Source organism: Cryobacterium sp. Sr3 (genome assembly GCF_004402835.1).
Taxonomy (GTDB): Bacteria; Actinomycetota; Actinomycetes; order Actinomycetales; family Microbacteriaceae; genus Cryobacterium; species Cryobacterium sandaracinum.
The window spans coordinates 36,863-63,337 of sequence record NZ_SOFA01000032.1 but is presented as its reverse complement, the minus strand read 5'-3'; the positions used below and the strand labels follow the sequence as shown (position 1 = coordinate 63,337).

The following is a 26,475-nucleotide window of genomic DNA, read 5'->3' as shown; positions in this document are numbered from 1 at the left end:
AATTCGACGGAGATTCTGGCCTGAATCCGGTTTTCCGGCCGGTTTGGGCCGGTTTTCGGCAGAATCTCCGTCGAATTCGTTCGGGCTGCTGGCCTGCGAATCAGGACCGACTCGCCTAGTACGCGGCGGGAACCTCGTTGCTGCCCGTGGCGAGGTCTTCCAGCATCAGCTCGGGGTGGTCGCGCACGGTGTTGCGCAGCCGCCACGGAGTGCTGAACAGGGCGAGCAGCGTGCCGTCGGAGCGCATCAGCACCTCGACCTGGCGGTCGTGGCCGAGGATCTCGGCGCTCGCGCGGTCGGTGCGCCGGGCCAGCTGGTAGGGCAGAGCCTCGGTGCGAATGGCGGCGCCGAAGTCGTGGGTCATCCGTTCCTCCACAACCTCGAACTGCATCGGCCCGACCGCGCCGAGCACCGGCGCCTGGTCGCCGCGCAGCTCCGACCGCAGCACCTGAATGACACCCTCGTGGTCAAGCTGGTCTATGCCGCGACGGAACTGCTTGTGCTTGCTGGAGTCCGCCGACCGCACCACCCGGAAGTGCTCGGGCGCGAACATCGGCAGCGGCGGGTATTCCACCGGTTCGATCTCGAAGATCGAGTCGCCCACCCGTAGGGCGGAGGCATTGACCAGGCCGACGATGTCGCCGGGCCAGGCCTCGTCGGCCACCTCCCGCTCGCGCCCGAACAGGTGCTGCGCGTACTTGGTGGCGAACGGCCGCCCGCTGGCCGCGTGGGTCACGATCATCCCGCGCCGGAACTGACCCGAACAGACCCGCACGAACGCGACGTGGTCGCGGTGCGAGGCGTTCATACCGGACTGCACCTTGAACACGAAACCGGAGAAGGCGCTGTCCACGGGGCGGTGGCCACCGGATGCGTCCTCCCGGGCTTCCGCGGCCGGCGCGAAGTCCACGAGGGTGTCCAGAATGTGCTGCACGCCGAAGTTGAGCACGGCCGCGGCGAACAGCACCGGGGTGGTCTCGTTCGCGAGGAAGCGGGCCTCATCGTGGTCCTGGCTCTCCTCGGCGAGCAGCTCGGACTCCTCGGTGGCGGTGACCCAGGCTGCGCCCTCCTCGGCGGCCGCGACGGCCACACTCAAGCGCTCGGGTTCGGCGGCTTTCGTTCCGCCGGCGGTGCGGTGAAAGCGGATGAATTCGTGCGAGGACCGGTCGATCACGCCGCGGAAGTCACCGGCGATCCCGACGGGCCAGGTCAGGGGAGTGGGTAGGAGTCCCGTGCGCTCCCGGATCTCGTCCATCAGGTCCAGCGCCTCGGCACCGGGACGGTCCCACTTGTTGATGACCGTGATCACCGGGAGGCCGCGCTGCTTGCACACCTCGAAGAGCTTCATGGTCTGCACCTCGAGACCCTTGCTGGCGTCGACGAGCATGACTGCGGCGTCGACGGCGGAGAGCACGCGGAAGGTGTCCTCGGAGAAGTCGGCGTGCCCGGGGGTGTCCACCAGATTGATCACGGTGTCGCGGTACTCGAACTGGATCGCCGCGCTGGTCACGGAGATGCCGCGGGCCTGCTCCATCGCCATCCAGTCGGAGACGGTGCCGCGTCGGCCGGCCTTGCCGTGCGTGGCGCCGGCCGTGGTGATGGCCCGCGCGTGCAGCAGCAGGGCCTCGGTGAGCGTCGACTTCCCCGCGTCGGGGTGCGAAATCACGGCGAACGTGCGTCGCCTGCGCGCTTCTTTCAGTACCTCGGGCGTGGACACGCCGGCGAGCTGCGTCATGGATCCTTCTTTCGCGGATGATTCGGGCAGGCGGGGGGCGTTGCCTGGGCGGCCGCTACTCAGGAATCGGTTCCCCCGATTCTAACTTCACACTCTGGGAACTGGTTCTCCGCTTCCGGCGGCGGGGTTCAGGCCCAATGCGCGCACGGTTTGGTAACGGTCCAGGCGTGTCCTTCGCAACGTTCGGCCCCGGGGATAACCTCGGCTCAACCGAAGGGAGACGACGGATGCCGCGTCCGGGCATGCATGGTTCCCGCCGTACGACCACCAGCATGCCCGCTCATCCGACCGGACAGGGCCCGGCTCCGATCTCGACGTCCAGCCCGACCGCCCCGCAGGCGGTTTTTTCGCCCCCGCCCCCGCCCCCGCTCGCGATCCCGGATCTGTACGTCCCGCAGGCCGCCCCCGCGACCGGGGCGTCCCCCCTGGCGCTCCGCCGCACGATTGCCGACACCGACCTCACCGTGCACCCGCTGGCACTCGGCACGAGCGTGTTCGGGTGGACGGCAGACGGCGCCACGAGCCACCGCATCCTCGACCGCCACCGCGACCTGGCCGGCAACTTCCTCGACACGGCCGACAGCTACACCTCCGGCCGCAGCGAGGTGATCATCGGGTCCTGGCTGCGCTCGCGCCGAACTCGCGACAGCACCGTCATCGCCACCAAGATCGGCAAGAACCTCGACAACCCCGGGCTCTCCTCCCGCAGCATCATCGGCGCCGTGCACGCCTCCCTCGACCGGCTGGGGACGGATTACATCGACCTGCTGCACTTCCACTTCGACGACCCGACCGTGCCGCTGGAAGAGAGCCTCGGCGCCGTCGATGTGCTCATGCGCCGCGGTCAGGTGCGCTACCTCGCCGCCTCCAACTTCTCCGCCGAACGCCTGATGGAGGCCCGGGTTCTCGCGGCGAACGGCCTGCCCCGCTTCGTTGCCCTGCAAACGCAGTACAGCCTCCTGCACCGCACCGCATTCGAATCCTCTCTCGCCCTCGTCACCCGCGCCCAGGGAATGGCGGTGCTCCCCTATTTCGCGCTCGCCCACGGATTTCTGGCCGGCCGGTACCGGTCGAAGACCGATCTGGAGAAGACCACTCGCAGCTCCCGCGGCGCCCGATACCGCAACCGCAGCGGATTCCGCGTGCTCGCGGTGCTGGACCGCATCGCCGAGGAGCACGAGGCGCCGCCGGCGGCGATCGCGATCGCGTGGCTGCTCGCACGGGGGCCGGTCGTGGCGCCGGTGGCCAGTGCCAGCCAGCCCGAACAGGTCGACGCCCTCGTGACGGCGGCCGGCATCCGTCTGACCCGCAGCGACATGGTGGACCTCGACCGGATCTCGGCCTGACGCACCGGTGCCGGCCGAACACCGGATCTCGGCCTGACGCACCGGTGCCGGCCGAACACCGGTGTCGGCACCCGGGCCGCGTCGGCGCCGTGACGTAAGGTGGTCTAGTCATGAACGGTGCCGTCGAATTCTCTCTGGATCTGCCCGAACTCTCGTTCCGCGCGGCAGGTGATTCCCTGGTGCGCCGCAGCGTGCTGCCGAGCGGTGTGCGCATCGTGTCGGAACACGTTCCCGGCAGCCGCAGCCTGACCATCGGCTTCTGGGTCGCGGTCGGCTCCCGCGACGAGGAGCCCGGCCACTTCGGGTCCACCCACTTTCTGGAACACCTTCTGTTCAAGGGCACCGCCAAGCGCACCGCCCTCGACATCGCGATCGCCTTCGACTCGGTCGGCGGTGAGCACAACGCGATGACGGCCAAGGAATACACCTGCTACTACGCCAAGGTGCAAGACCGAGACCTGCCGATGGCGGTCGAGGTGCTCACCGACATGCTCACGTCGTCGCTGCTCGACCCGGTTGAGTTTGAGAACGAGCGGGGCGTCATCCTCGAAGAGCTGGCCATGGCCGACGACGACCCGGCCGACGTCGCCAATGAGCGCTTTTTCGAGGCGGTCATGGGAGATCACGCGCTCGGGCGCCCGATCGGCGGCAGTCCCGACACGATCCGTGCGGCCACCCATGCCGCCGTTCTAGAGCACTACCGGGCGAACTACCGCCCACAAGACTTGGTCGTCACCGTGGCCGGCGCGGTCGACCACGACGTGCTGGTCGCAGCAGTCACCCGGTCCCTCGCCCTCGCCGGCTGGGACCTCAGTGTTTTCGCGCCCCCGGTCGGCCGCCGGTCCGGAGCCCCCGCCGCCCTCAGTCAGGGTGATCCGGTCACCATCGTGCGCCGCCCGCTCGAACAGGCGAACATCCTGATGGGCTTCCCCGGCCTCCTGGCCACCGACGAGCGGCGCGTCACCATGAGCGTGCTCACCTCGATCTTCGGCGGGGGCATGTCCTCGCGCCTGTTCCAGGAGATCCGCGAGAAGCGCGGTCTGGCCTACTCGGTCTACTCCTTCGCGCCCGGCTACTCGGATGCGGGACTGTTCGGCATGTACGCGGGCTGCACCCCGGCGAAGTCCGGCCAGGTGGCCGAGCTGATGCTGGGCGAGCTGCACCGACTCGCCGACAACGGCGTCACGGCCGACGAGATGAAGCGGGCCGCGGGTCAGTTGTCCGGCGCATCCGCTCTCGCCCTTGAAGACTCCGATACCCGGATGTCCCGGCTGGGCCGCGCCGAAATCACCCTCGGCGAGTTCATCGACCTCGACGAGGCCCTCCGCCGGCTCGCGCGCGTCACGGCCGACGACGTTCAGAACCTCGCCGCCGAACTGGCCGCCGGCTCGCTCTCCATCTCCGCGGTCGGCGCGCTCGACGACGACGTCTTCGCCGCGATCCTGCCGACCTTCGTGCCCTCCTGAGCAGAACGGTCGAGCCCAGAAACTCGGTACCCAAAAACTCGGAGCCCAAAAACTCGGAGCCCAAAAACTCAGTGCCCAAATACTGAATGCCCAGATACTGAATTCCCAGAACCACCGAGACCCAAAGCCGGGGCCACACGCTGATGTGCGGCTCCTGACTGAGAGAGATCCCCTTGCACCATTACATTTACCTCGTTCGTCACGGTGAACAGCAGGATGCCGAGCACGGCATGCCCGACGGGCCTCTGTCCGCGCGCGGCACCCGGCAGGCTCAGCTGATCGCCGAGCGTCTCGGCGGCGTGCCGTTCACGGACGCCTGGCACTCCCCGCTGCAGCGCGCCGCCGACACGGCGAAAATCATCGCGCAGCGACTGCCGGCCCTGACCTCGGTGCCCAGCCCGCTGCTCTTCGACTGCATCCCCTCCGGCAGGGCGCCGGAGACGCCGTCGGCCTATGCGCCGTTCTTCGGCAGGGTCACTGAGGCCGACATCGAGGCCGGCAGCGCGCAGATGGGCGACGCCGTGGCCGAGTTCCTCCAGCCGCGCCGCGGCGAACGCCACGACCTGCTGATCACCCACAACTTCGTCATCGCTTGGTTCGTGCGGGAGGTACTGGGCGCCCCGGACTGGCGGTGGATCAGCATCAACCAGGCGAACTGCGGCCTCACCGTGCTGCACCAAAAACCGGGCCGCCCCTGGACGCTGCTGACCCACAACGACACCGGACACCTCCCCGTGGAGCTGCGCACCGGTCTGCCGGACCCGCTCCTGTTCTAGGTGGATAGGCGGGTTCCGGGCGGCCGGCTCTCGGCTGGCCCGGCTCCGTCCGTCTTCCGGGTGAGGCTCTTGCGATACCAGGTCGTGGCATTCGGGTTGTCGTTATACGGCGCGCAGGACTCGTAGCCCGACCGCGCGTAGAGTGCTCCGGCCGCGGTCAGGCTCGCGTTGGTGTCGAGCACGACGTCGTCGGCGCCGAACTCCCGCGCGCGTCGTTCGAGCTCGGTCAGCAGCGACTGCCCCCAGCCGCGCCCGCGCACCTGCGGCTGCAGCCAGAGATGCTTGATCTCGAACCGCACATTTCCGGTCGGGGAGTCCTCGAGACGACGGATGCCGCCACACCCCACAAACGCTCGTTCGGCCGGTCCCATTTGCTCGCTGACCAACAGGAACACCCCGGACGGCGGCAGGAACTGGACCGGATCGGGGAACGTGGTGCGGTACCGGCCCTGTGCGGCCGGGAAGCCCGACTCCCGATCGCTGAAGTACTGGGTGAGCAGCACGATGGAGCCGGCATCCGTCACCGACACAGCGGTGAAGGCAAGGGCGGGGGAGTCAGGCATGGCCCAAGGCTAACTCGATGCCCCGCGATTGATAGATTGGACCCATGAAAACACGGGTGGCCATCGTCGGCGTATCGGGAACGATGGGCCGCTTGGTCTCGGGTCTCGTCGAGCAGTCCGAGGAGTACGTCCTCGTCGCCGGCCTGAACTCGAAGAGCGACCTGTCCGAGATGATCGGCGCGGAGATCGTGATCGACCTGACCCTGCCCGGGGTCAGTCAAAGCGTGGTCGACTTCGCGGTGGACCACGGCCTGCGCGTGCTCGTGGGCACCTCGGGCTGGTCGCAGTACCGCATCGACGCCCTCTCCGCCCGCCTCGCCGGGCAGAATGAGATCGGCGTCGTCATCATCCCCAACTTCTCGATGGCGTCGGTCATCGCGACCGGCCTGTCGGTGCTCGTCGCCCGTTTCTTCGACTCGATCGAGATCGTCGAGGCCCACCGGGCCGGCAAGGTGGACTCTCCGTCGGGCACGGCCGTGCGCACCGCCGAACTGATCGGGCGGGCCAGGGCCGAAATCGGGCCGGTGTCGGCGCCGCACACCGACCAGCGCGCTCGTGGCCAGCAGGTGTCGAGCATTCCCGTGCACAGCCTGCGCCTCGACGGCATGCTCGCCCGCCAGGACGTGTTCTTCGGCGGTGCGGGGGAGACCCTCACGATCAGCCACAACACCCTGTCGGCCGCATCCTACGAACGTGGCATCCTGCTGGCCCTGGCGGCCACCCGCACGGCCGTCGGCGTCACCGTCGGGCTCGACCAGATCATCGATCTCGGACTGGGTGCGCCGACGACGGCCACAACTGCCCACCCGGGTGAGGCCGCCGTATGAAGGGCCGGCTTGCCGCCGGCCTGATGGCCCTGCTGCTGGTCTTCTACCTGGTTCTCGTCGGCTGGCGAGCGGTGTTATTCCTGCAGAGCGGCGAAATCATCGGCATCGTGATCGGGGTGGCGCTTCTCGTGCTCCCGTTGGTCGGAGTCTGGGCGCTGGTCGCCGAACTCCGGTTCGGGCGCAACTCCGAGCGGCTCGTGCGCCGGCTGGAGGCCGAGGGCGGGCTCCCCGTCGAAGAACTGCCGATCCGGCCGAGCGGACGCCCCATGCGGGACGAGGCCGACGCCGAATTCCCGATCTACCGGGCGGCCGTCGATGCCGCCCCCGACGACTGGCGCGCCTGGTTCAGGCTCGGCCTGGCCTACAACTCATCGGGGGACCGCCGTCGCGCCCGCGGCGCCATCCGTACCGCGATCTCCCTCGAGCGCGCCTAGCCTCCACCGGTGCGTGAGCCCGCCGAAATCCGGTGACCCGGCCCTCGAACCAGCTCACCGGCATCCATCACCGCGCGCTAAATGCAAAGTTTTTCGCGACACGCCGCCGGAGCAACCGAAAAATGCGGCGTGTCCCGGTTTTCTACGAGTTTACGTCGCGACGGATGCCCTCGGCCCGCTGCGACCGCGCCCGCATCCCCGACCGCGCCCGAACCCCGGGCAGGGTGGCACCTTGGCCGTCCGAGGCCGCGAACCGTCAGAACTACGGGCGGCTGAGCATCCAGGCCACGGCCTCGGCCGCGGTTTTGTGGGTGAAGACGAAACCGTCTGTGTGCAGCCTCTCCGGCACGATCTGCTGGTCGGCGAGCAGCAGTGCGCGAGCGGCATCCTGCAGTGCGAGCGTCAGCACGAATTCCGGCACCGGCACCAGGAACGGGCGGTGCAGCCCGGCTGAAACGGCCCGGATGACGTCGTTCGCGGTGGCCGGTGTCGGGCCGACCAGGTTGACCGGACCCGACAGCGTCGAGGTGAGCAGGTGCACGACGGCCGCGGCCTCGTCGTGCAGGCTGATCCACGGCCAGTGCTGGGTGCCGCGGCCGAGCGGGCCGCCCAGGCCAAGCTTGACGATCGGCAGAAGCGGCTTCAGGGCGCCGCCGCGGGCGATGACCAGCCCGGTGCGGAGGGTGACGACACGGGTCGACTCCGGCGCACGTGCGGCCTCGGCCTCCCAGTCTCTGGTGACTTTCGCCAGAAAATCATTGCCGGCCGGGGAGTTCTCGGTGAGCACCTCGCTCGGACGGTCGCCGTAGATGCCCACGGCCGACGCATTGAGCAGCACGGCTGGCGGTGTCGCCTGCCGGCCCATGGCATCCGTCAGCGTGCGTGTGGCCTGCACCCTCGAGTCACGGATCTCCCGGCGATAGGCCTTCGTCCACGGCAGACGGGCGATGGATGCCCCCGACAGGTTGATCACGGCGTCGGCGCCGTCGAGGGCGCCCTGGTCCATGCTCAGCGCGGCCGGGTCCCAGCGGAATTCATCGGCCCCGCGCGGATCGCGGCGCACCAGGCGGGCCACGGTGTGGCCGGCCGCGCGCAGCTGTGCGCTCAGCTCGGTGCCGATCAGTCCGGACGCACCGGAGACGAGAACTCGCATTGTGTGCGGGCCGCGCCTACGCCAACTCGGCTTCGATGGTGATCGGGATGCCCGCGAGCGCCTTCGAAACCGGGCAGTTGGCCTTGGCGTCCTCGGCGTAGACCGCGAACTCCTCTTCGGTCAGGCCGGGGATCTTGGCGCTGACCAGGAGGTGGCTACCCACCACGCCGACGCCGGCTTCGAAGGTCACGGCCGCGGTGGTCTGGATGCTGTCGGGAGTGTGTCCGCCGGCGCTGAGGCCGTTGGCCAGCGCCATCGAGAAGCAGGCCGCGTGGGCGGCTCCGAGAAGCTCTTCCGGGTTGGTGGTGTTCGGGGTGCCGACGGACCGGGCCTGCCAGGTGACCGGGAACTCGGCGGTCTTGGAGGAGTCGAGGGTGACGGTACCGCTGCCGGACTTCAGATCGCCGGTCCAGACAGTTGTTGCTTCGCTGGTGAGTGCCATGATGTTGCCTCCTGAGGTGAAGCTTCAGCCTAACTGTCGCCTCGGCCCACATAGGGTTCACTCTCAGCCAATGATCAGGGATGGAGCTGCGGCGGCCGTCAGCTCCCGGCCAGCGGCGTCGGCCCGCGTCCGAGGATGCCGGCACGCACCAGGAGCAGGTACAACTGGCAGCCGAGGCAGTAATCGAACACGGCGTTCAGGAACGCCGCGACGAACGCGACGCCGGCAGCGACGCCCACAGCGGGCGTCAGCCCGGCCAGACCGAGCACCACGCCGGTCACGGTGACCAGCAGCCCTACCCCCTGCGCAAACGTCGGCGGGGCCGCTTTCTCCAGTGCGGTGGGCGGGCCGAGCCGCGGCCGCACGACGGTCTTGAACAGCACGCCGTAAGGGTGCCGCCCGGCGCCGGCGAACGCACCCCAGGCAAAGAGGGCCGCCAGGATCGTGAGGAGGACGAAGGCGGCAACGGATGCCCCGGTCAGCGACAGGAACACCACCACCAGGAGCAGAACGGCCGTGATCGCGGCGCCGAAGCGTGGTCCGCGCGGGTCGAGGTCCGGGCGATCCGGGCGGGCCCGGCGCGCGGAGGGCTGCGGCCGGGGCTCAGCGGGCGAACTGGGCATGGCTGCTCCCGGTGAGGTCGTCGAGTTGCCGGAGGACGCCGGCCCGGTTCGGAACGCCGCCGATCCGGGCGCGCACCTGACCGGTTCCGTCGAGGATGAGTGTGGTCGGGGTCTGCAGGATCCCGAACCGGTTCGCGAGGTCGCGGCGGTGGGTCAGGTCGACGTCCAGGTGCGCGACGCCGGGACGGGACCGGGCCAGGCCGGCGAGGAGCACCTGGGTGCCGGGGCAGCGGGCGCAGTGACTGGTGGAGAACTGCACGAGCGTGGCGTTCGCGCCGAACGGAACCCGGCTGCTGACATCCGCCGGCGTGAGCGCGTCCGGCACGCCGAGCGCCTCCGGAGCCGCCGGGGTGACCACGATGGGGCGCCCCTGGCGGGACCGCCAGAAGAGGCCCAGCACGGTGGTGCCCGAGACAAGAACCAGCACGAGAATCAGGGCGGAGGTCGAACTCATGCTGCGACGTTACAAGGATCTCGGGCCGGGCGGGTCCGTGTGACGACAGGTTACGCGTGCAGCAGGTATCGTTTAGCCGTGTCTGAAATTGAGTTCCGCTCCGATGTAACCGTCGAACTGGTGCGCGCAAGCGCCCACGACTCCGATGTGCTGTTCGCCGCACGGGTGTCGACTCAGGGGGAGCAGACCCTGACCAAGGCCCTGCTCGAGGAATCGGACGGCGACGCCCCGAGCACGGGTGACGCCGGGCTGATCAACTACCTCATGCGCGACCGCCACGGCTCGCCGTTCGAGCACAACTCGATGACCTTTTACGTGCAGGCGCCGATCTTCGTATTCCGCGAGTTCATGCGGCACCGCATCGCCTCCTATAACGAGGAATCGGGCCGCTACCGCGAGCTGAACCCGGTCTTCTACGTTCCGGCCCCGACCCGCAACCTCGTGCAGGTCGGCAAGCCCGGCGCCTACGACTTCCTGCCCGGCACGGCCGAGCAGGCCGCGCTGGTCGACCAGCTGACCCGCGAGGCCTCCGCGCACGCCTACGCGTCGTATCAACGGATGCTCGAAGCCGGCGTGGCCCGCGAGGTTGCCCGCATCGTGTTGCCGCTCAACATCTTCTCCTCGATGTACGTGACCATGAACGCCCGGTCGCTGATGAACTTTCTCAGTCTGCGTACCAAGCGCGAGGGAACCCACTTCCCGTCGTTCCCGCAGCGCGAGATCGAGATGTGCGCCGAGAAGATGGAAGACCAGTTCGCGACCTTGATGCCGCTCACCTACGCCGCCTTTAACAAGAACGGTCGCGTCGCCCCGTAACGTGACGCCGCGGCGGTGCGCGGCCGCACACTGACCGGTAGCCTGTCCTTCGTGTCTATGTCTCAGAATCCCTTCGGCCAGGTCCTCGTTGCCCTGGTGACTCCCTTCACCGCCGACGGCGAAGTCGACTGGGCGGGCGTTGCCCAGCACATCGACGACGTCATCAACGCCGGAGCGGACGGCATCGTCGTCACCGGCACCACCGGTGAGACGTCTACCCTCACCGACGCGGAGAAGATTCGCCTGGTCGAGGTCGGCAAGGATATCTCGGGCGGACGCGCGAAGATCATCACCGGCGGCGGGTCCAACGAGACCGCCCACGCCATGCAGCTTGCCAAGCAGAGCGAGAAGGCGGGCGCCGACGGCAACATGATCGTCACCCCGTACTACAACAAGCCCACCCAGGCCGGCGTTCTCACCCACTTCCGCATGATCGCGGATGCCACGGATCTGCCCGTGATCCTCTACGACATCCCCGGACGCACCGGTATCCCGATCGAATACAAGACGATCCTGCGGGCCGCGAAGCACCCGAACATCCTCGCCGTCAAAGACGCCAAGGGTGACCTGGCCCAGGTCAGCCGCGTGCTCAACCAGACCGACCTGATGTACTTCTCCGGCGACGACCCCAACGTTCTGCCGCACCTCTCGATCGGGGCGACCGGCCTGATCGGGGTCACGGCGAACATCGCCGCCACCCCGTATCGCCAGATGGTCGACGCCGTGAATGCGGGCGACCTGAAGGCGGCCACCGCCGCGCATCAGCAGCTCGAACCGCTGGTGCGGGCCTGCATGACGCACGTTCCGGGTACGGTCGCGGTCAAGTACATCCTGCACGGCCTCGGCCGAATCAACAGCCCGCGCGTGCGCCTGCCCCTCGTCGGCCCGGAGGAGTGGGAAGCCGCCCAGATCGAAGACGAAATAGACCTGGTCAAGAACATCCCCGGGGTCAACTTCTCCAACTTCCGCCCGGACCGCAATGCCGCGGCCGGCGGCGCCCTGCCGAAGGTCGCCGGAACGACACGCTAACCGCTCCACCGAACCCCGAGGAGGGCCTGTGCCCATCGATGTGTACGACCCGGCCCCGCTCACGGCGGGAACCCTCCGCATCACGCCGATCGGTGGCCTCGGCGAAATCGGCCGCAACATGACCACGTTCGAGATCGACGGCAAGCTGCTGATCGTCGACTGCGGGGTGCTGTTCCCCGAGGAGCACCAGCCGGGCGTGGACCTGATCCTCCCCGACTTCAGCCCCATCCGGGATCGCCTCGACGACATCCTCGCGGTCGTGCTCACGCACGGCCACGAGGACCACATCGGCGCCGTCCCCTACCTTCTGAAGCTGCGTGCGGACATTCCGCTGATCGGTTCGGGCCTGACCCTCGCCTTTATCGAGGCAAAGCTCAAGGAACACAAGATCACGCCGTACACGCTGCAGGTCAAGGAGGGCCAGACGGAACGGCTCGGCCCGTTCAACCTCGAGTTCGTCGCCGTCAACCATTCCATCCCCGACGCCCTGGCTGTGGCCATCAAGACCGCCGGCGGCACCGTGCTGCACACCGGCGACTTCAAGATGGACCAGCTGCCGCTCGACAACCGCCTCACCGACCTGCGCGAATTCGCGCGTCTCGGCACCGAGGGCGTCGACCTGTTCCTGGTCGATTCCACCAACGCGGATGTCCCGGGCTTCACACCCACGGAACGCTCCATCGGTCCCGTCCTCGACGACGTCATCGCCCGGGCTCCCCGACGGGTGATCGTGGCCAGCTTCTCCAGCCACGTGCACCGGGTGCAGCAGGTGCTCGATGCCGCCCACGCGAACGGTCGCCGCGTCGCGCTCCTGGGCCGCTCGATGGTGCGCAACATGACCATCGCCGCCGACCTCGGCCACCTGCGGGTGCCGGAGGGTGTGCTGGTGGACTTCAGGAAGGCCGGCAACATCCAGGGCGACAAGATCGTCTACATGTCCACGGGCTCGCAGGGGGAGCCGATGGCCGTGCTCAGCCGGATGGTCAACCAGGACCATCAGATCGAAGTCGGCCACGGCGACACCGTCATCCTGGCGTCCAGCCTGATTCCCGGCAACGAGAACGCGGTCTACCGGATCATCGACGGCCTGACCAAGCTGGGCGCCACAGTGGTGCACAAGGGTAATGCGAAGGTGCACGTCTCCGGGCACGCCGCCGCCGGGGAACTGACCTACTGTTACAACATCCTGAAGCCGAAGAATGTGCTGCCCGTGCACGGCGAATACCGGCACCTGGTCGCCAATGCCAAGCTCGCGGTGCAGACCGGCGTGCCGGAGGCGAACGTGCTCCTTGCCGAGGACGGCACGGTCATCGACCTGCGGGACGGTGTGGCCACCAAGGTCGGCCAGCTGGACCTCGGCTACGTCTACGTCGACGGCTCCACCGTCGGCGAGATCACCGAGGCCGACCTCAAGGACCGCCGAACCCTCGCCGAGGAGGGATTCATCTCGATTATCATCGTGGTCGACGCCGCCACCGGCAAGGTGATCGTCGGGCCCGAGATCCACGCGAAGGGCTTCGCCGAAGACGCCTCGGTGTTCGACGCCGTGCGCCCGAAAATCGAGGCGGCCCTGGCGGAAGCCGCCGAGCACGGGGTGCGCGACCCGTTCGCGCTGCAGCAGATCGTGCGCCGCACGGTCGGCCGCTGGGTGAATACCGCCTTCCGTCGCCGCCCGATGATCGTCCCTCTGGTGATCGAGGCCTGATCCCGCCGAGGGCGACGGATGCCGCGCGTCCGCCCAGCCCTGATGTCGCGGTCGCTGATCGCCGCCCGCAGGCGTTTTGGCGTGCCTAAGCCCCAATGTCGGGGGATCGAAGTACCGTAGTTGCATGGCTACGAGCACTAAGTCGAACGGTCGCGCCCGCAGCACGCCTGCGCGCGGCACCCCGGCGCGCAAGCCCGCAGCCCGCACCGCCGCTCAGAAGACGGTCAAGTTCACCGCGGTCGAGGTCAGGCCGAGCCTGTTCGTGCGGTCGTGGACGGCCCTGGCCCACGTGACCGGCGGGGCTGCCCGCGCGCTCGGCCCGGAGAAGCTCTCCAAAGAAGAGCGCCGCGACGGCCTGCCCTTCTTCCTTGTGCTGCTCTCAGTCTCCGGCGCCGTGATCGAGTGGTTCCTGATCAACAACGCGGTCGCCCAGACCCTCGACGCCTGGACCTTCGGCGGACTGTTCGGCCGCGTCGCGTTCGCCCTGCCCGTGATCATGCTGCTCTTCTCCGTCTGGCTGTTCCGCAAACCCAGTTCGGTGCACGACAACGGCCGCATCGGCATCGGACTATCCGTGCTACTCGTTTCGGTGTCGGGTCTCTGCCACATCTTCGGTGGCCAGCCTGCCCCCAGCGACGGCATGGAGACCCTCGCACTGGCCGGCGGTGTCATCGGCTGGATGATCGCTGCCCCCCTGATCTACCTGACCACGGCGATCGGTGCCACCATCGTCGTCATCCTGCTTCTCGCCCTGAGCCTCTTCATCATCACCAAGACCCCGCCCAACCGCATTGGTGAACGCAGCCGGGAGCTCTATGCCTGGCTGTTCGGGGCCCAGCTCCCCGATCCCGAGGAGCGCGCCGCCGCCCGGGAAGCGAAGCATGAGAAGGCCGTTCAGGTCGAACTGGACGGGGTCGACGATGACGACGGAGATGCCGGAGCGCTGCCCTGGTGGCGGCGCAACACGAGCAAGCGCGAGGAGGACCCTGACTTCGGCGGGCCGCTCGGCCCGAACGGCGCCGGTACCCCCGCCGACGATCCGAACGCCGCAGGCCCGCACGGCGCCGACCCGCTGCGCACCCTGCTCGGCGGCGACAAACGAGGCAGCTTCGACACCGCGCTGGAGACGACGCCGACGACCCCGGGTCTCAACCAGGACCATTACGGCACCGAGGTGCTCGAAGACCTGCTCCGAGCCGAAGACGTCCTCAAACGTTTCACGGGCGCGATCGACCTGCCGCAGGGCTCGTCGACCGGGCTCCAGGCCGACGACCAGACGGGCCTGACCGAGGTTCTTCCCGGTTTGACCGGAGCAGGATTCGACGCACTCGACCCGGCCGCGGCCGGTGGGGCCGCCGGTTCCGCCGACACGCCCCTGTCCCTGGTGCCGGCCCCGGTTCCGCCGGCATCAGACCAGCCCGCCGCGCCCTACCTGCTGCCCTCGGACACGACCCTCACCAAGGGCCCGCCGGCCAAGGCCCGCTCGGCGGCCAACGACGAGATCGTCAAGTCCATCACCGAGGTGCTCCGCCAGTTCCAGGTCGACGCGAAGGTGACCGGGTTCTCCCGCGGCCCCACCGTCACCCAGTACGAGATCCAGCTCGGCCCCGGAGTCAAGGTGGAGCGCGTCACCGCGCTGAGCAAAAACCTCTCCTACGCCGTCGCCTCAAACGAGGTGCGCATCCTGTCGCCGATCCCGGGCAAGAGCGCGATCGGCATCGAGATCCCCAACACCGACCGCGAAATCGTCACCCTCGGTGACGTGCTCCGCTCCCCGGCGGCCTCGAACAGTACCCACCCGATGACCATCGGCGTCGGGAAAGACGTCGGCGGCGGCTTCGTGCTCGCCAACCTCGCCAAGATGCCTCACCTCCTGGTCGCCGGTTCCACCGGTTCCGGCAAGTCCAGCTTCGTCAACTCCATGATCACGAGCCTGCTCATGCGGGCCAAGCCGAGCGACGTGCGCATGGTGCTGATCGACCCGAAGCGGGTCGAGCTGGCTGCCTACGCGGGGGTTCCACACCTGATCACGCCCATCATCACCAGTCCGAAAAAGGCCGCCGAGGCGCTGCAGTGGGTGGTGAAGGAGATGGACATGCGTTACGACGACCTGGCCAGCTTCGGATTCCGCCACATCGACGACTTCAACAAGGCCGTCGTCAACAACGAGATCGTGCTGCCCGCCGGCAGCCTGCGCAGCCTCAAGCCGTATCCCTACCTCCTGGTCGTCGTCGACGAGCTCGCCGACCTGATGATGGTCGCACCGCGCGACGTCGAAGACTCGATCGTGCGCATCACCCAGCTGGCCCGCGCGTCGGGCATCCATCTCGTGCTCGCCACCCAGCGCCCCAGCGTCGACGTCGTCACGGGCCTGATCAAGGCCAACGTGCCCTCCCGCCTCGCCTTCGCCGTGACCAGCGTCACCGATTCCCGGGTCATCCTCGACCAGCCGGGCGCCGACAAGCTGATCGGGCAGGGCGACGCCCTGTTCCTGCCGATGGGAGCCTCCAAGGCGATCCGCGTGCAGGGGGCCTGGGTGAACGAGGCCGAGATCGAACGCGTCGTCAAGCACGTCACTCTGCAGGCCCGCCCCGACTACCGGCCGGATGTCTCCATGGTCGCCCCCCGCAAAGAAATCGACTCCGACATCGGAGATGACCTCGAGGTGCTCCTCGCAGCGGCGGAACTGGTCGTGTCGACCCAGTTCGGGTCCACGTCGATGCTGCAGCGCAAGCTCCGGGTCGGCTTCGCCAAGGCGGGCCGCCTGATGGACCTGCTCGAGTCCCGCGAAATCGTCGGTCCCTCCGAGGGATCGAAAGCGCGCGACGTGCTCGTCTCCGTGGAGCAGCTGCCCGGCGTGCTGGCCCTGCTGCGCGGCTCCGACGCCGAACACCACGCCGCCACGGCCGCCGCTCAGGCCGCCGCAGCTCACCAGTCCGCGGCCCAGCACACGCCCGGCCCGCCCGATCCGCGCTACGCCGACGACCCGGTCGCCAAAATGTCGGAGGGGTACCTTGAAGAAGACGCATCTCCCGATGAAGACGCCTGGCAACTGACCGACAGGGACTGACCCATGGCCACACCATCCACGCCGGTCGTCCGGCCCAGCAACTGGAATCTCCCGAATCTGATCACGATCGTGCGCATCCTGCTCGCGCCGGTGTTCATCTATATGCTCCTCGCCGACGCCGGCCAGGACGGCGCGCTGCGCTGGTGGGCGGCCGCCCTGTTCATCGTGGCCATCGCCACCGACGGGATCGACGGGGCCATCGCCCGTCGGCACAACCTGGTCACCGACCTCGGCAAGATCCTCGATCCGATCGCCGACAAGGTGCTCACCGGCGGAGCCCTGGTCTGCCTCTCCATCCTCGGCGAACTGTGGTGGTGGGTGACCATCGTCATCCTCGTGCGCGAAGTCGGCATCACGGTGTTCCGGTTCGTCATGCTGAAGGACCGGGTCATCCCGGCGTCACGGGGTGGCAAGCTCAAGACCGTGTTGCAGTCCGTGGCGATCTCCCTCGCCCTCGTGCCCCTCTGGCTGCTGCTGGGCGACTGGATTTACTGGGTCAACTGGACGGCCATGGCCCTCGCCCTCATCGTTACCGTCGTCACCGGCTTCGACTACCTCGTGGCCGCGCGGCGCGAGAACCGGCTCCAGCACGACCGTGGCTGATCCGATTCCTCCGGCATTCGACGAGGCTCTGTCACCTGCTGACATACCCGGGGCGACGGATGCCACCGCGCGCCTCGTCGCCGAGCTCACCCGCCGCGGCCTCACTATCGCCGTGGCCGAGTCCCTTACCGGCGGGGCGCTGACAGCCGAACTCATCCGCATCCCCGGCGCATCCGTCGTCGTCAACGGGGGAGTGGTGGCGTACCAGAGTGCGCTCAAGCACACCCTCCTCGGCGTCGACGCGGCTCTGCTCGAGGAGCACGGCCCGGTGCACCCGCAGGTTGCCCTGCAGATGGCGGAGGGCGTGCGTACGCGCCTCGCCGTCGACGGCCGGCCCGCCGACATCGGCATCGCCACGACGGGTGTGGCAGGGCCCGACGGCCAGGGTGGCCACGAGCCGGGAACGGTGTTCCTCGGGCTGGCTCGTGAAGGAGAAATATCGGTCATCCCGCTCCGGCTGCACGGAGACCGTGCCCTCGTTCGAGCGGCCTCCGTGGCCGCGGCCGTCGAAGCTGTGTGGCAGCTGTTAGCCCGTGACGCGGTGGAATAGTTCCCCGAATTCCGTGGTTACAACGAGCATATTCACAAGAAAAGCCCAGTCGATATCGGTAGTGTCAGGGTGTTCAAGGTTGTAGTACTCTTGCGATCCAACACACGCAACCACCCGGTTGAGTGGGCGCCAGAAGTATAAAACGGTACTCGATAAGCAACACATAATCAGTACGAGAAGGAGGTTCCGATGATTCTTGTTCGACAGGAAATCGGCGATGTGCTCAGGGACTTCCGCCTGCAGAAAGGGCGCACACTCCGTCAGGTAGCCAGCAGGGCCAGTGTGGCCCTCGGGTATCTGAGCGAGGTGGAGCGTGGCCAGAAAGAAGCGTCTTCCGAGATTCTGGCTTCCGTTGCAGAAGCGTTGGAGACCCCGATCTCGGTCATCATGCGGGAAGTCGGCGACCGACTGGCCATCATCGAGGGAATCGACAGGTTCCCCGACACTGTGCCCGACGAGCTCGTGGCCAACTACGACGACATGATGGTGCGCTAGTTCCATACCATGCGGCTCAGTGAGTTCCGACAGGCTTTGAGCGACGAGTTCGGCGAAGGCTACGGCCGCGTCCTCACTCGAGATCTCATCCTGACCCCGTTTGGATGCACCGCCGACCAGGCTCTGGCCGGCGGTGCTTCGGCGCGCGACGTCTGGCTTGCCCTCTGCGCCGAGACGGATGTCCCGAAGGCCCGTTGGTACGGCGCGGGACTCCCCGCCGCCCGCAGCTAGTTTTCGCTCGACACGCCCCGGATTCCGTGGAATTCTCGAATGCGTGTTCGCATTTTGATATACTCCTCCACAGCAGGAGTCGAAGACGGCTTATCCACTGCCGCTCCCCGTTCCCGGCTCTGTCGGACGTGCCGCGTACAGTCGGTTTGTGTCAGCGACAGAGAGCACATGCCTTGTTGAAAGCGGGTGTCGGGGTCGTCCCGGTAACCAAACGCGACAGCCTATAGGCGCCGGAATGCACGACCGAAGGAGATCACTCATGGCATCATCAGCAGATCGCGAAAAAGCCCTCGACACCGCTCTTGCAGCAATCGACCGCCAGTTCGGCAAGGGTTCGATCATGCGTTTGGGCAGCGACGAGCGCGCCCCCGTCGAGACGATCTCCACGGGGTCGATCGCGCTGGACGTGGCCCTCGGCATAGGTGGCCTGCCCCGAGGTCGCATCGTGGAGATCTACGGTCCGGAATCGTCGGGAAAGACCACGCTCACCCTGCACGCCATCGCGAACGCGCAGAAGAACGGCGGCATCGCCGCCTTCATCGACGCCGAGCACGCTCTGGACCCTGAGTACGCCCGCAAGCTCGGAGTCGACATCGACGCGCTCCTCGTCTCCCAGCCCGATACGGGTGAGCAGGCGCTGGAAATTGCCGACATGCTCGTGCGAAGCGGGTCCATTGACCTGATCGTGATCGACTCCGTCGCCGCGCTGGTTCCCCGCGCCGAGATCGAGGGTGAGATGGGTGACTCGCACGTGGGCCTGCAGGCCCGTCTGATGTCCCAGGCCCTGCGCAAGCTCACCGGTGGCCTCAGTCAGACCAATACCACCATGATCTTCATCAACCAGTTGCGCGAGAAGATCGGGGTCTTCTTCGGCAGCCCCGAGACCACCGCCGGTGGCAAGGCGCTCAAGTTCTACGCGTCGGTGCGCCTCGACATCCGCCGTATCGAGACCCTGAAAGACGGCACCGAGGCCGTCGGTAACCGCACGCGGGTCAAGGTCGTCAAGAACAAGATGGCACCGCCCTTCAAGCAGGCGGAATTCGACATCATCTACGGCATCGGCATCTCCCGGGAAGGCAGCCTGATCGACTTCGGTGTCGAGCACGGCATCGTCAAGAAGTCCGGAGCCTGGTACACGTACGACGGCGACCAGCTGGGCCAGGGCAAGGAGAACTCGCGCAACTTCCTGCTGCGTGAAGCGGATATGGCCAACGAGATCGAGAACAAGATCCTCTTCAAGCTCGGGATCAGCCCCGAGGGTGCGGCCGCCAAGAAGGCGCAGGCCGCAATCGACGCCGCAGCCGCCCTGGTCGCCGCAGCCGCAGCCAAGGAGGCCGCAGCCGCCAAGGCGGAGTCCCTCCAGGCCAAGCTCGCCGCCCGCAAGGGGGCGTAGCGCATGGTCTACTTCGAGCCGGCCGACGAGGTCGCGTCGCTGAGTGCGGCACGTCGCAAGAGCGCGGCCCGCGGCGCCGCCGCGACCCGGCCGACCGAGCTCGAGGCGGCGCCGATCGCCGACGAACAACTGGCGCCGGTCACGTATCTCGGCGACGGTGGTCCGGCGGCGTCGAGCGGCCCCGCAGTCGACAGCGGTGCCGGTGGCGGTGCCGGTGTCGGTGCTGGTGTCGGTGCTGGTGTCGGTGCCGACGACGGGGACGACGCCCCTGAGGGTGTGGCGTCCCGGGCCGCCGCCGATCGCGAGCACGCCGAGGGGGTGCTGCGCCAGCGGCTGCGCGGCCGGTCCCTGTCGGCGGCCGAGGCCCGCGCAGTTCTTGGCGGTACGGAGGTCGCTGAGCACGAGATCGAAGAGATCATCGAGCGCTTCATCGAGTTGTCGTACATCGATGAGGGCCGCCTCGCCGATCAGATCGTGCACAGCCACCACGAGCGCAAAGGCCTGGGGCGCTCCGGTGTGCAGGCGGAGATGCGCCGCCGTGGGCTCGATCAGGACCTCATCCTGGAAAAGCTCGACGAAATGCCCGACGACGAGACGGAACGGGCCATCGAAATAGCCGTCAAGCGGGTTGGGCAGCTCGGGCGGCTCGACGACCAGACCATCGACCGTCGACTCAACGCGTTCCTGATGCGCAAGGGCTATTCCTCGTCCATCGTGCGCGTGGCGGTGAAGGCCGCCCTTGCCTCCCGCGGTGGTTCGCCATCGCGGGTGCGGTTCCAGTAGGGAGCGGGTCGGGGCAACCCGGCCCGGTTTCGGAGGTGCCACGCGTAAGCTGGTACCCACTATGACCAGCAGCACCGCTACGCCCCCATTCTCCAGCGCCGAGACGCTGGACCCGCAGCAGTCGGCCCTGCGCACCGCGGCCCTGCGCGCCTCGGCCCTGCGCACCGCGGCCTTGAGCGCGCCGACTCTGATTGCTCCAAGCCAGGCGGCGCACGATGCTGAGGGCCGGGCCCGCACCTACGAGGTGCGCACCTTCGGCTGTCAGATGAACGTGCATGACTCCGAACGGCTCAGCGGGTCGCTCGAAGCGGCCGGCTACGTGACGGCCGGCGGGGAGGAAGCCGACATCGTCGTGCTCAACACCTGTGCCGTCCGCGAGAACGCCGACAACAAGCTCTACGGCAACCTGGGGCAGCTGGCCTCGGTCAAGCGCCGCCACGACGGCATGCAGATCGCCGTCGGCGGCTGCCTGGCCCAGAAAGACAAGGACGTCATCCTCAAGAAGGCACCCTGGGTCGACGTCGTCTTCGGGACGCACAACATGGGGTCGCTGCCGAGCATGCTCGAGCGTGCACGGCACAACGGCGAGGCCCAGCTCGAAATCCTCGACTCCCTCGAGACCTTCCCCTCGACCCTGCCCACGAAGCGCGATTCGAGCTACAGCGGCTGGGTCTCCATCTCCGTCGGCTGCAACAACACCTGCACGTTCTGCATCGTGCCCGCGCTGCGCGGTAAGGAGAAGGACCGCCGTCCCGGCGAGATCCTCGCCGAAATCCAGGCCCTCGTCGACGACGGGGCGATCGAGGTCACCCTGCTCGGCCAAAACGTCAACTCCTACGGGGTTGAGTTCGGCGACCGTCTCGCCTTCGGCAAGCTGCTGCGCGCGGCCGGCAAGATCGAGGGGCTGGAACGCATCCGTTTCACCAGCCCGCACCCGGCTGCCTTTACCGACGACGTGATCGACGCCATGGCCGAGACGCCGTCGGTCATGCCGCAGTTGCACATGCCGTTGCAGTCCGGCTCGGACCGTATCCTCAAGGCCATGCGCCGCTCCTACCGGTCGGCGCGGTTCCTCGGCATCCTCGACCGCGTGCGCGCGCAGATGCCGCACGCGGCCATCAGCACGGACGTCATCGTCGGCTTCCCCGGCGAGACCGAGGAGGACTTCCAGGAGACCCTGCGGGTCGTGGAGCTGGCCCGGTTCGCCACCGCCTTCACCTTCCAGTACTCCATCCGGCCCGGGACCCCCGCCGCGACGCTGCCCAACCAGGTCCCCAAGGAGATCGTGCAGGATCGTTACGAGCGCCTCGCCGCCCTGCAGGAGCGGATTTCCTGGGAGGAGAACCAGGCTGTGGTCGGTCGCGAGGTCGAACTGCTCGTCGCCAACGGCGAGGGCCGCAAGGACGCCGACACCCGTCGACTCAGCGGTCGCGCCATTGACAGCCGGCTCGTGCACTTCGACGTGCCGGAAGGCTCGGAACTGCCCCGTCCGGGCGACCTCGTGACCGTCACGGTCACCCAGGCGGCCCCCTTCCACCTGATCGCCGACTCCGTCGACGGGGCTCCGCTGCGCATCCGGCGCACCATCGCCGGCGACGCCTGGGACCGCCTCGAAGCCGAGTACTGCGGCGTGCCCAGTCACGGCGGAGCAGCAGGCGGGTCTGGCTCGGTCTCCCTCGGCCTGCCGACCCTGCGCCTACCCGACCGGGCCGTGGGCTCGCCCGCGGTGGCCAGTTCCAGCACCACGCCGATCTACGACGTCACCGACGGGGAGCGCTAGGCAGGTGCCCGGCCCGAACCCGGTGACCGGCGCCCACCCGACGCTGATCGTTGTCGTCGGACCCACCGGCACCGGCAAGTCCGACCTCTCGCTCGACCTCGCCGAACGCCTGGCCGAGGCCGGTCGGGGGGCGGAGATCGTCAACGCCGACGCCATGCAGCTGTACCGCGGCATGGACATCGGCACCGCCAAGCTCACCGTGCTGGAGCGCCGCGGCGTCCCGCACCACCTGCTCGACGTGCTGTCGGTCACCGACGAGGCCACCGTCGCCCGCTACCAGACGGAGGCCCGCGCCGCGATCACCGACATCGTGGCGCGCGGCAGCGTGCCCATCCTGGTCGGCGGCTCCGGGCTCTACGTGTCCGCCGTGGTCTACGACTTCCAGTTCCCCGGCACGGATGCCGTGCTGCGCGCCCGACTCGAAGCCGACCTGATCGAGCAGGGGCCTGGTGCCCTGTACACCCGGTTGAAGGCCGTGGACCCGGTCGCCGCCGCCCGCATCGGCGCCGGCAACGGTCGGCGCCTCGTGCGCGCCCTCGAGGTCGTGGAGCTGACCGGGGGGCCGCACACCGCCGCCCTGCCCGACGAGCCGGTCTACTGGATGCCCGCGGTCACAGTGGGCCTCCGCGCCCAGCGCGCGGAGCTCACCCCCCGCCTCGACGCCCGGGTGGAGGGTATGTGGGCCCGCGGGCTCGTCGAGGAGGTGCGCGGGCTGATCCCGAGCGGACTCGAAACCGGTGTCACGGCCAGCCGGGCCATCGGCTACGCCCAGGCCCTTGGGCAGCTGACGGGCAGCCTCAGCCGGGCGGAGGCTATCCAGGAGACGCAGCAGCTCACCCGCCGGTACGCGAGACGGCAGGTGAGCTGGTTCAAGCGTTCCCCGCACACCCATTGGATCGACTTCGACGCGCCGGATCGGGTTGACCGGGCGCTGACCCGCCTGGCCGACCCGGAGCAGCCGGCCGAGCACTGGGCGGCCGACCCGGCCTCCTAAACTGGACGGCATGGGTATTGATCTGAACTTCACCAAGGGCCACGGCACCGGGAACGACTTCGTGCTTTTCTCTGATCCCGACGGGCAGATCGACCTTACCCCGAGCCAGATCCGGGCCATCTGCGACCGCCGATTCGGCATCGGTGCCGACGGCATCATCCGCGCGGTGCGCTCCACGAGCCTGGCCGCCGGTGCGATCGCCCTCGCCGAGGACGACGCGGCCGAATGGTTCATGGACTACTGGAACGCCGACGGCACGGTGTCCGAGATGTGCGGCAACGGCATCCGCGTCTACACCCGCTTCCTGGTAGAGCAGGGCCTGACCTCGCTCGACCGCGGCGACACGCTCTGCATCGGCACCCGCGGGGGAGTGCGCGACGTGCAGCGCGGCGCAACCGGCTACCAGGTCGACCTCGGCCGGTGGCGCCTCGACGGTATCGAACCGCTCGTTCGGGCGAAGGACCTGCCCGTGGCCCGCCCCGGTCTCGGCATCAACGTGGGCAACCCGCACGTGGTCGTGGCACTGGCCGACGACGACGAGCTCGCAGGCGTCGACCTCACCTTCGTGCCGCAGCTCGACCCTGACCCGGCGGCCGGGGCGAACATCGAGTTCGTGCTTCCGGGCGATCCGCTCGTCGTGAACGGTGTCGGCCGCATCCGGATGCGCGTGCACGAGCGCGGCAGCGGCGAAACACTCTCCTGCGGAACGGGGGCGGCCGCGGCGGCCCTCGCCACCCGGCACTGGGCAGGCGCGGGTGCCCCGAACCAGTGGCAGGTCGAGGTCACCGGCGGCACGCTCGGCGTGCGCATGTTTCCGACCGAGGACGGCGAGCACGTCTCACTGTCGGGTCCGGCGGAACTCGTGTTCGACGGGGTCTTCCGCCTCGGCTGAGAACTAGCTCGGGGCGATGGGCCGCGACGCGGTCTAGTCCTGGCGTTTCACCCGCAGGACCCGGAAGCCCTTGCTGATGGAGTGCCGTGAGGTGCTGAATTCGGCGGGCAGGTCGCCGTCGAGCCAGCGCTGCAGGGAGTCGGAGCCGAGGTTGCGCTGCACGACGAGCCAGGCATCCGAACCCGGCTCCAGGCGCGGCAGCCAGGTACGCAGCATGGTGTGCAGTTCGGTTTTGCCGACCCGGATCGGGGGATTCGACCAGATGGTGCGGAACGCCACGTGGGCGGGCATCTGATCGGGCCGCACTGCGGTGATGTTGGTGAGGCCGAGCTCCTCCGCGTTCAGCCGCACCAGGTCGAGCGCCCGCTCGTTGACGTCGACGGCCCAGATCGTGGCGCGGGGTGAGGCGAGGGCCAAGTGCAGGCTGATCGGACCCCAGCCGCAGCCCAGGTCGAGGAAATCGCCGCCGGGCGGCGGGGTCGGCGCGCTGTTCAAGAGCACCTGGGTGCCGGTGTCGATGTGCTCCGGGCTGAAGACCGAATTGGCTGTGGTCAGCTCGCGCTCTTGGCCTCCCAATCGAACGGTCACCTGGCGGAGTTTCAGGGTGCTGTCGGGTGCCGGGGTGAAGTAGTGGTCGGAAGGCATAGAGGGAACTTACCGTGCATCGAGGAAGTATTGTTAAAGGAATGACTGAGTCACATCTGCCCGACGACACCGACGACGTGGTCGCCCGCGTTCTCGCCAGCGCTGATAGCAAGGCTGCCGGCTATTCGCTGTTCCGCAGCGGCTCCGCGCAGGCTCTGCAGGCCGAATCCGGCCCGTCGCACGACGACGAGGGTCACGACGGCGTGCAGCAGGACCGCGAGGACCGCAACGCGCTGCGCCGCGTGCCCAGCCTCTCCACCGAACTCGAGGACGTCACCGAGGTCGAGTACCGCCAGCTCCGGCTGGAGAACGTCGTTCTGATCGGCCTGTACACGCACGGGACCGTCGCGGACGCCGAGAACTCCATGCGCGAACTCGCCGCGCTGGCCGAGACCGCCGGCGCCACCGTTCTCGACGGCCTCATGCAGCGCCGAGCGAAGCCCGACGCCAGCACCTACCTCGGCAAGGGCAAGGCCGAAGAGGTGGCCGGCATCGTCAAGGCGATGGGCGCCGACACCGTCATCGCCGACACCGAGCTGGCGCCCAGCCAGCGGCGCGCCCTCGAGGACGTCGTCAAGGTGAAGGTCATCGACCGCACCGCCGTGATCCTCGACATCTTCAGTCAGCACGCCAAGAGCCGCGAGGGGAAGGCCCAGGTCGAACTCGCCCAGCTCGAATACCTGCTTCCCCGCCTGCGCGGCTGGGGGGACTCGATGTCCCGCCAGGCCGGAGGCCAGGTGGGCGGCGCCGGTGCGGGCATGGGTTCGCGCGGCCCCGGCGAGACCAAGATCGAGCTGGACCGCCGGCGCATCCACACCCGGATGTCCCGCCTCCGCAAGCAGATCCTCGAGATGAAACCCGCTCGCGAGGCCAAGCGGGCCAACCGCAAGCGCAACGCCGTGCCATCCGTCGCCATCGTCGGTTACACCAACGCCGGCAAGTCGAGCCTGCTCAACCGCATCACCCGGGCCGGCGTGCTCGTCGATAACTCCCTGTTCGCCACCCTGGACGCCACGGTGCGCAAGTCGACGACGGCCGACGGGCTGCTCTACACGCTGACGGACACCGTCGGGTTCGTGCGGAACCTGCCCCATCAGCTGGTGGAGGCGTTCCGGTCCACCCTCGAGGAGGTCGCCGACGCCAACGTCATCGTGCACGTCGTCGACGGCTCGCATCCTGACCCGGCGAGCCAGCTTGCCACAGTGCGCGAGGTCATCGCCGAGGTCGGCGCCCGGGAGATCCCGGAGGTCGTCGTCTTCAACAAGAGCGACCTGATCAGCGATGATGACGGGCTCGTGCTGCGCGGACTCTGGCCGAAGGGCATTTTCGTCTCGGCCCGCACCGGCGAGGGCATCGAGGAACTGCTCGCGACCATCTCGGACCTGCTGCCGCGGCCGTCGATCAGGCTCGAGTTGCTCATCCCCTACGAGCGGGGCGACCTGATCGCGGTGCTGCACGATCAGGGCACGGTGCTGTCCACCGAGTACGCCGAGACCGGCACCCGGGTTACGGCTCTGGTGACTGATGAGATTCGGGCGCTGTTCGAGCCGTTCGCCGTGCCGCCGGCCGTCACCGGCTGACCCGCCGGCTTCGCTCCGCGTACCTCGGCAGGCCTTCGCCTGCCGATGTCCGCACTCCTCCGGCCTGTCTGAGCCGCTCCGGCGCCAGCT

At 68.3% G+C, this 26,475-nt stretch carries 26 protein-coding genes; 19 read left to right on the top strand and 7 right to left on the bottom strand.

The features are described from left to right. Nucleotides 1-115 precede the first annotated feature (115 nt). On the bottom strand, nucleotides 116-1,735 hold the full coding sequence (locus tag E3N94_RS08970) for a peptide chain release factor 3 (protein WP_134342213.1): 1,620 nt from the start codon (nucleotides 1,733-1,735) through the stop codon (nucleotides 116-118). Between the two features lie 272 nt (nucleotides 1,736-2,007). Between E3N94_RS08970 and E3N94_RS08965 the strand changes: the two genes are divergently transcribed. The 3 genes from E3N94_RS08965 to E3N94_RS08955 all read left to right on the top strand — a co-directional run bounded on the left by E3N94_RS08965 (nucleotide 2,008) and on the right by E3N94_RS08955 (nucleotide 5,323). Next, on the top strand, nucleotides 2,008-3,081 hold the full coding sequence (locus E3N94_RS08965) for an aldo/keto reductase (protein ID WP_134570106.1): 1,074 nt from the start codon (nucleotides 2,008-2,010) through the stop codon (nucleotides 3,079-3,081). 110 nt (nucleotides 3,082-3,191) lie between these two features. Next, nucleotides 3,192-4,547: a pitrilysin family protein gene (locus tag E3N94_RS08960; RefSeq protein WP_134570099.1), complete on the top strand. Its 1,356-nt coding sequence runs from the start codon at nucleotides 3,192-3,194 to the stop codon at nucleotides 4,545-4,547. A 173-nt stretch (nucleotides 4,548-4,720) separates the two neighbouring features. After that, nucleotides 4,721-5,323 carry a histidine phosphatase family protein gene (locus tag E3N94_RS08955; RefSeq protein ID WP_104101149.1) on the top strand — a complete coding sequence of 201 codons (603 nt, stop codon included), beginning with the start codon at nucleotides 4,721-4,723 and terminating at the stop codon, nucleotides 5,321-5,323. On the opposite strand, the gene E3N94_RS08950 is transcribed toward E3N94_RS08955, so the two are convergent. Beyond that, nucleotides 5,320-5,886 (bottom strand): GNAT family N-acetyltransferase, encoded by a 567-nt coding sequence (locus E3N94_RS08950; protein ID WP_134375129.1) that lies wholly within the window; start codon nucleotides 5,884-5,886, stop codon nucleotides 5,320-5,322. The two genes, E3N94_RS08955 and E3N94_RS08950, sit on opposite strands and share 4 nt — an antisense overlap. A 44-nt stretch (nucleotides 5,887-5,930) precedes the next feature. Here E3N94_RS08950 and dapB point away from each other — a divergent pair, with 44 nt between their 5' ends. Both dapB and E3N94_RS08940 read left to right on the top strand, forming a co-directional pair. Continuing rightward, nucleotides 5,931-6,713 (top strand): 4-hydroxy-tetrahydrodipicolinate reductase, encoded by a 783-nt coding sequence (dapB, locus tag E3N94_RS08945; RefSeq protein ID WP_104101153.1) that lies wholly within the window; start codon nucleotides 5,931-5,933, stop codon nucleotides 6,711-6,713. After that, on the top strand, nucleotides 6,710-7,147 hold the full coding sequence (locus E3N94_RS08940) for a tetratricopeptide repeat protein (RefSeq protein WP_104101156.1): 438 nt from the start codon (nucleotides 6,710-6,712) through the stop codon (nucleotides 7,145-7,147). Before dapB ends, E3N94_RS08940 begins: the two co-directional genes overlap by 4 nt. A gap of 262 nt (nucleotides 7,148-7,409) precedes the next feature. Here E3N94_RS08940 and E3N94_RS08935 read toward each other — a convergent pair whose 3' ends face one another. The 4 genes from E3N94_RS08935 to E3N94_RS08920 form a co-directional block, all read right to left on the bottom strand. Further along, nucleotides 7,410-8,300 (bottom strand): TIGR01777 family oxidoreductase, encoded by an 891-nt coding sequence (locus E3N94_RS08935; RefSeq protein WP_134415804.1) that lies wholly within the window; start codon nucleotides 8,298-8,300, stop codon nucleotides 7,410-7,412. A 16-nt stretch (nucleotides 8,301-8,316) separates the two neighbouring features. Further along, nucleotides 8,317-8,742 (bottom strand): OsmC family peroxiredoxin, encoded by a 426-nt coding sequence (locus E3N94_RS08930; RefSeq protein WP_104101161.1) that lies wholly within the window; start codon nucleotides 8,740-8,742, stop codon nucleotides 8,317-8,319. Between the two features lie 98 nt (nucleotides 8,743-8,840). Beyond that, nucleotides 8,841-9,365: a DUF4395 domain-containing protein gene (locus E3N94_RS08925; protein ID WP_104101163.1), complete on the bottom strand. Its 525-nt coding sequence runs from the start codon at nucleotides 9,363-9,365 to the stop codon at nucleotides 8,841-8,843. After that, nucleotides 9,346-9,819, bottom strand: coding sequence for a thioredoxin family protein (locus tag E3N94_RS08920; protein ID WP_134342208.1), 474 nt, complete (start codon nucleotides 9,817-9,819; stop codon nucleotides 9,346-9,348). Before E3N94_RS08920 ends, E3N94_RS08925 begins: the two co-directional genes overlap by 20 nt. A 78-nt stretch (nucleotides 9,820-9,897) precedes the next feature. Between E3N94_RS08920 and thyX the strand changes: the two genes are divergently transcribed. The 13 genes from thyX to dapF all read left to right on the top strand — a co-directional run bounded on the left by thyX (nucleotide 9,898) and on the right by dapF (nucleotide 24,160). Next, nucleotides 9,898-10,635 (top strand): FAD-dependent thymidylate synthase, encoded by a 738-nt coding sequence (thyX, locus tag E3N94_RS08915; RefSeq protein ID WP_104101167.1) that lies wholly within the window; start codon nucleotides 9,898-9,900, stop codon nucleotides 10,633-10,635. 51 nt (nucleotides 10,636-10,686) lie between these two features. Then, nucleotides 10,687-11,664 carry a 4-hydroxy-tetrahydrodipicolinate synthase gene (dapA, locus tag E3N94_RS08910; RefSeq protein WP_104101302.1) on the top strand — a complete coding sequence of 326 codons (978 nt, stop codon included), beginning with the start codon at nucleotides 10,687-10,689 and terminating at the stop codon, nucleotides 11,662-11,664. A 28-nt stretch (nucleotides 11,665-11,692) separates the two neighbouring features. Further along, complete coding sequence (locus tag E3N94_RS08905; protein WP_194087077.1) at nucleotides 11,693-13,369, top strand: ribonuclease J; 1,677 nt, start codon at nucleotides 11,693-11,695, stop codon at nucleotides 13,367-13,369. Between the two features lie 124 nt (nucleotides 13,370-13,493). Next, nucleotides 13,494-16,439, top strand: coding sequence for a DNA translocase FtsK (locus E3N94_RS08900; protein WP_134342205.1), 2,946 nt, complete (start codon nucleotides 13,494-13,496; stop codon nucleotides 16,437-16,439). A 3-nt stretch (nucleotides 16,440-16,442) separates the two neighbouring features. Then, nucleotides 16,443-17,042: a CDP-diacylglycerol--glycerol-3-phosphate 3-phosphatidyltransferase gene (gene pgsA, locus E3N94_RS08895; RefSeq protein ID WP_134342204.1), complete on the top strand. Its 600-nt coding sequence runs from the start codon at nucleotides 16,443-16,445 to the stop codon at nucleotides 17,040-17,042. A 43-nt stretch (nucleotides 17,043-17,085) separates the two neighbouring features. Beyond that, a complete protein-coding gene (locus E3N94_RS08890) occupies nucleotides 17,086-17,592 on the top strand; it encodes a nicotinamide-nucleotide amidohydrolase family protein (protein WP_134342220.1) in 507 nt (168 codons plus the stop codon). 189 nt (nucleotides 17,593-17,781) lie between these two features. Next, entirely contained in the window at nucleotides 17,782-18,087 is a 306-nt protein-coding gene (locus tag E3N94_RS08885; RefSeq protein ID WP_104101176.1) for a helix-turn-helix transcriptional regulator, read from the top strand. Between the two features lie 9 nt (nucleotides 18,088-18,096). Further along, on the top strand, nucleotides 18,097-18,318 hold the full coding sequence (locus E3N94_RS08880; RefSeq protein WP_104101179.1) for a DUF3046 domain-containing protein: 222 nt from the start codon (nucleotides 18,097-18,099) through the stop codon (nucleotides 18,316-18,318). A gap of 259 nt (nucleotides 18,319-18,577) precedes the next feature. After that, entirely contained in the window at nucleotides 18,578-19,711 is a 1,134-nt protein-coding gene (gene recA / locus E3N94_RS08875) for a recombinase RecA (RefSeq protein WP_104101181.1), read from the top strand. A 3-nt stretch (nucleotides 19,712-19,714) separates the two neighbouring features. Further along, nucleotides 19,715-20,494 carry a regulatory protein RecX gene (locus E3N94_RS08870; RefSeq protein ID WP_134570098.1) on the top strand — a complete coding sequence of 260 codons (780 nt, stop codon included), beginning with the start codon at nucleotides 19,715-19,717 and terminating at the stop codon, nucleotides 20,492-20,494. Between the two features lie 61 nt (nucleotides 20,495-20,555). Beyond that, entirely contained in the window at nucleotides 20,556-22,274 is a 1,719-nt protein-coding gene (miaB, locus tag E3N94_RS08865; RefSeq protein ID WP_134342202.1) for a tRNA (N6-isopentenyl adenosine(37)-C2)-methylthiotransferase MiaB, read from the top strand. 4 nt (nucleotides 22,275-22,278) lie between these two features. Then, nucleotides 22,279-23,268 carry a tRNA (adenosine(37)-N6)-dimethylallyltransferase MiaA gene (gene miaA / locus E3N94_RS08860; protein ID WP_241977328.1) on the top strand — a complete coding sequence of 330 codons (990 nt, stop codon included), beginning with the start codon at nucleotides 22,279-22,281 and terminating at the stop codon, nucleotides 23,266-23,268. A gap of 10 nt (nucleotides 23,269-23,278) precedes the next feature. Beyond that, a complete protein-coding gene (dapF, locus tag E3N94_RS08855; RefSeq protein ID WP_104101188.1) occupies nucleotides 23,279-24,160 on the top strand; it encodes a diaminopimelate epimerase in 882 nt (293 codons plus the stop codon). A gap of 33 nt (nucleotides 24,161-24,193) precedes the next feature. Here the strand turns inward: dapF and E3N94_RS08850 are convergent, their stop codons facing one another. Next, the gene (locus tag E3N94_RS08850; protein ID WP_104101190.1) at nucleotides 24,194-24,805 is read right to left on the bottom strand and encodes a methyltransferase; all 612 of its coding nucleotides are present in this window, start codon (nucleotides 24,803-24,805) and stop codon (nucleotides 24,194-24,196) included. 41 nt (nucleotides 24,806-24,846) lie between these two features. Here E3N94_RS08850 and hflX point away from each other — a divergent pair, with 41 nt between their 5' ends. Beyond that, nucleotides 24,847-26,385: a GTPase HflX gene (gene hflX, locus E3N94_RS08845; RefSeq protein ID WP_134375112.1), complete on the top strand. Its 1,539-nt coding sequence runs from the start codon at nucleotides 24,847-24,849 to the stop codon at nucleotides 26,383-26,385. Nucleotides 26,386-26,475: the final 90 nt, after the last annotated feature.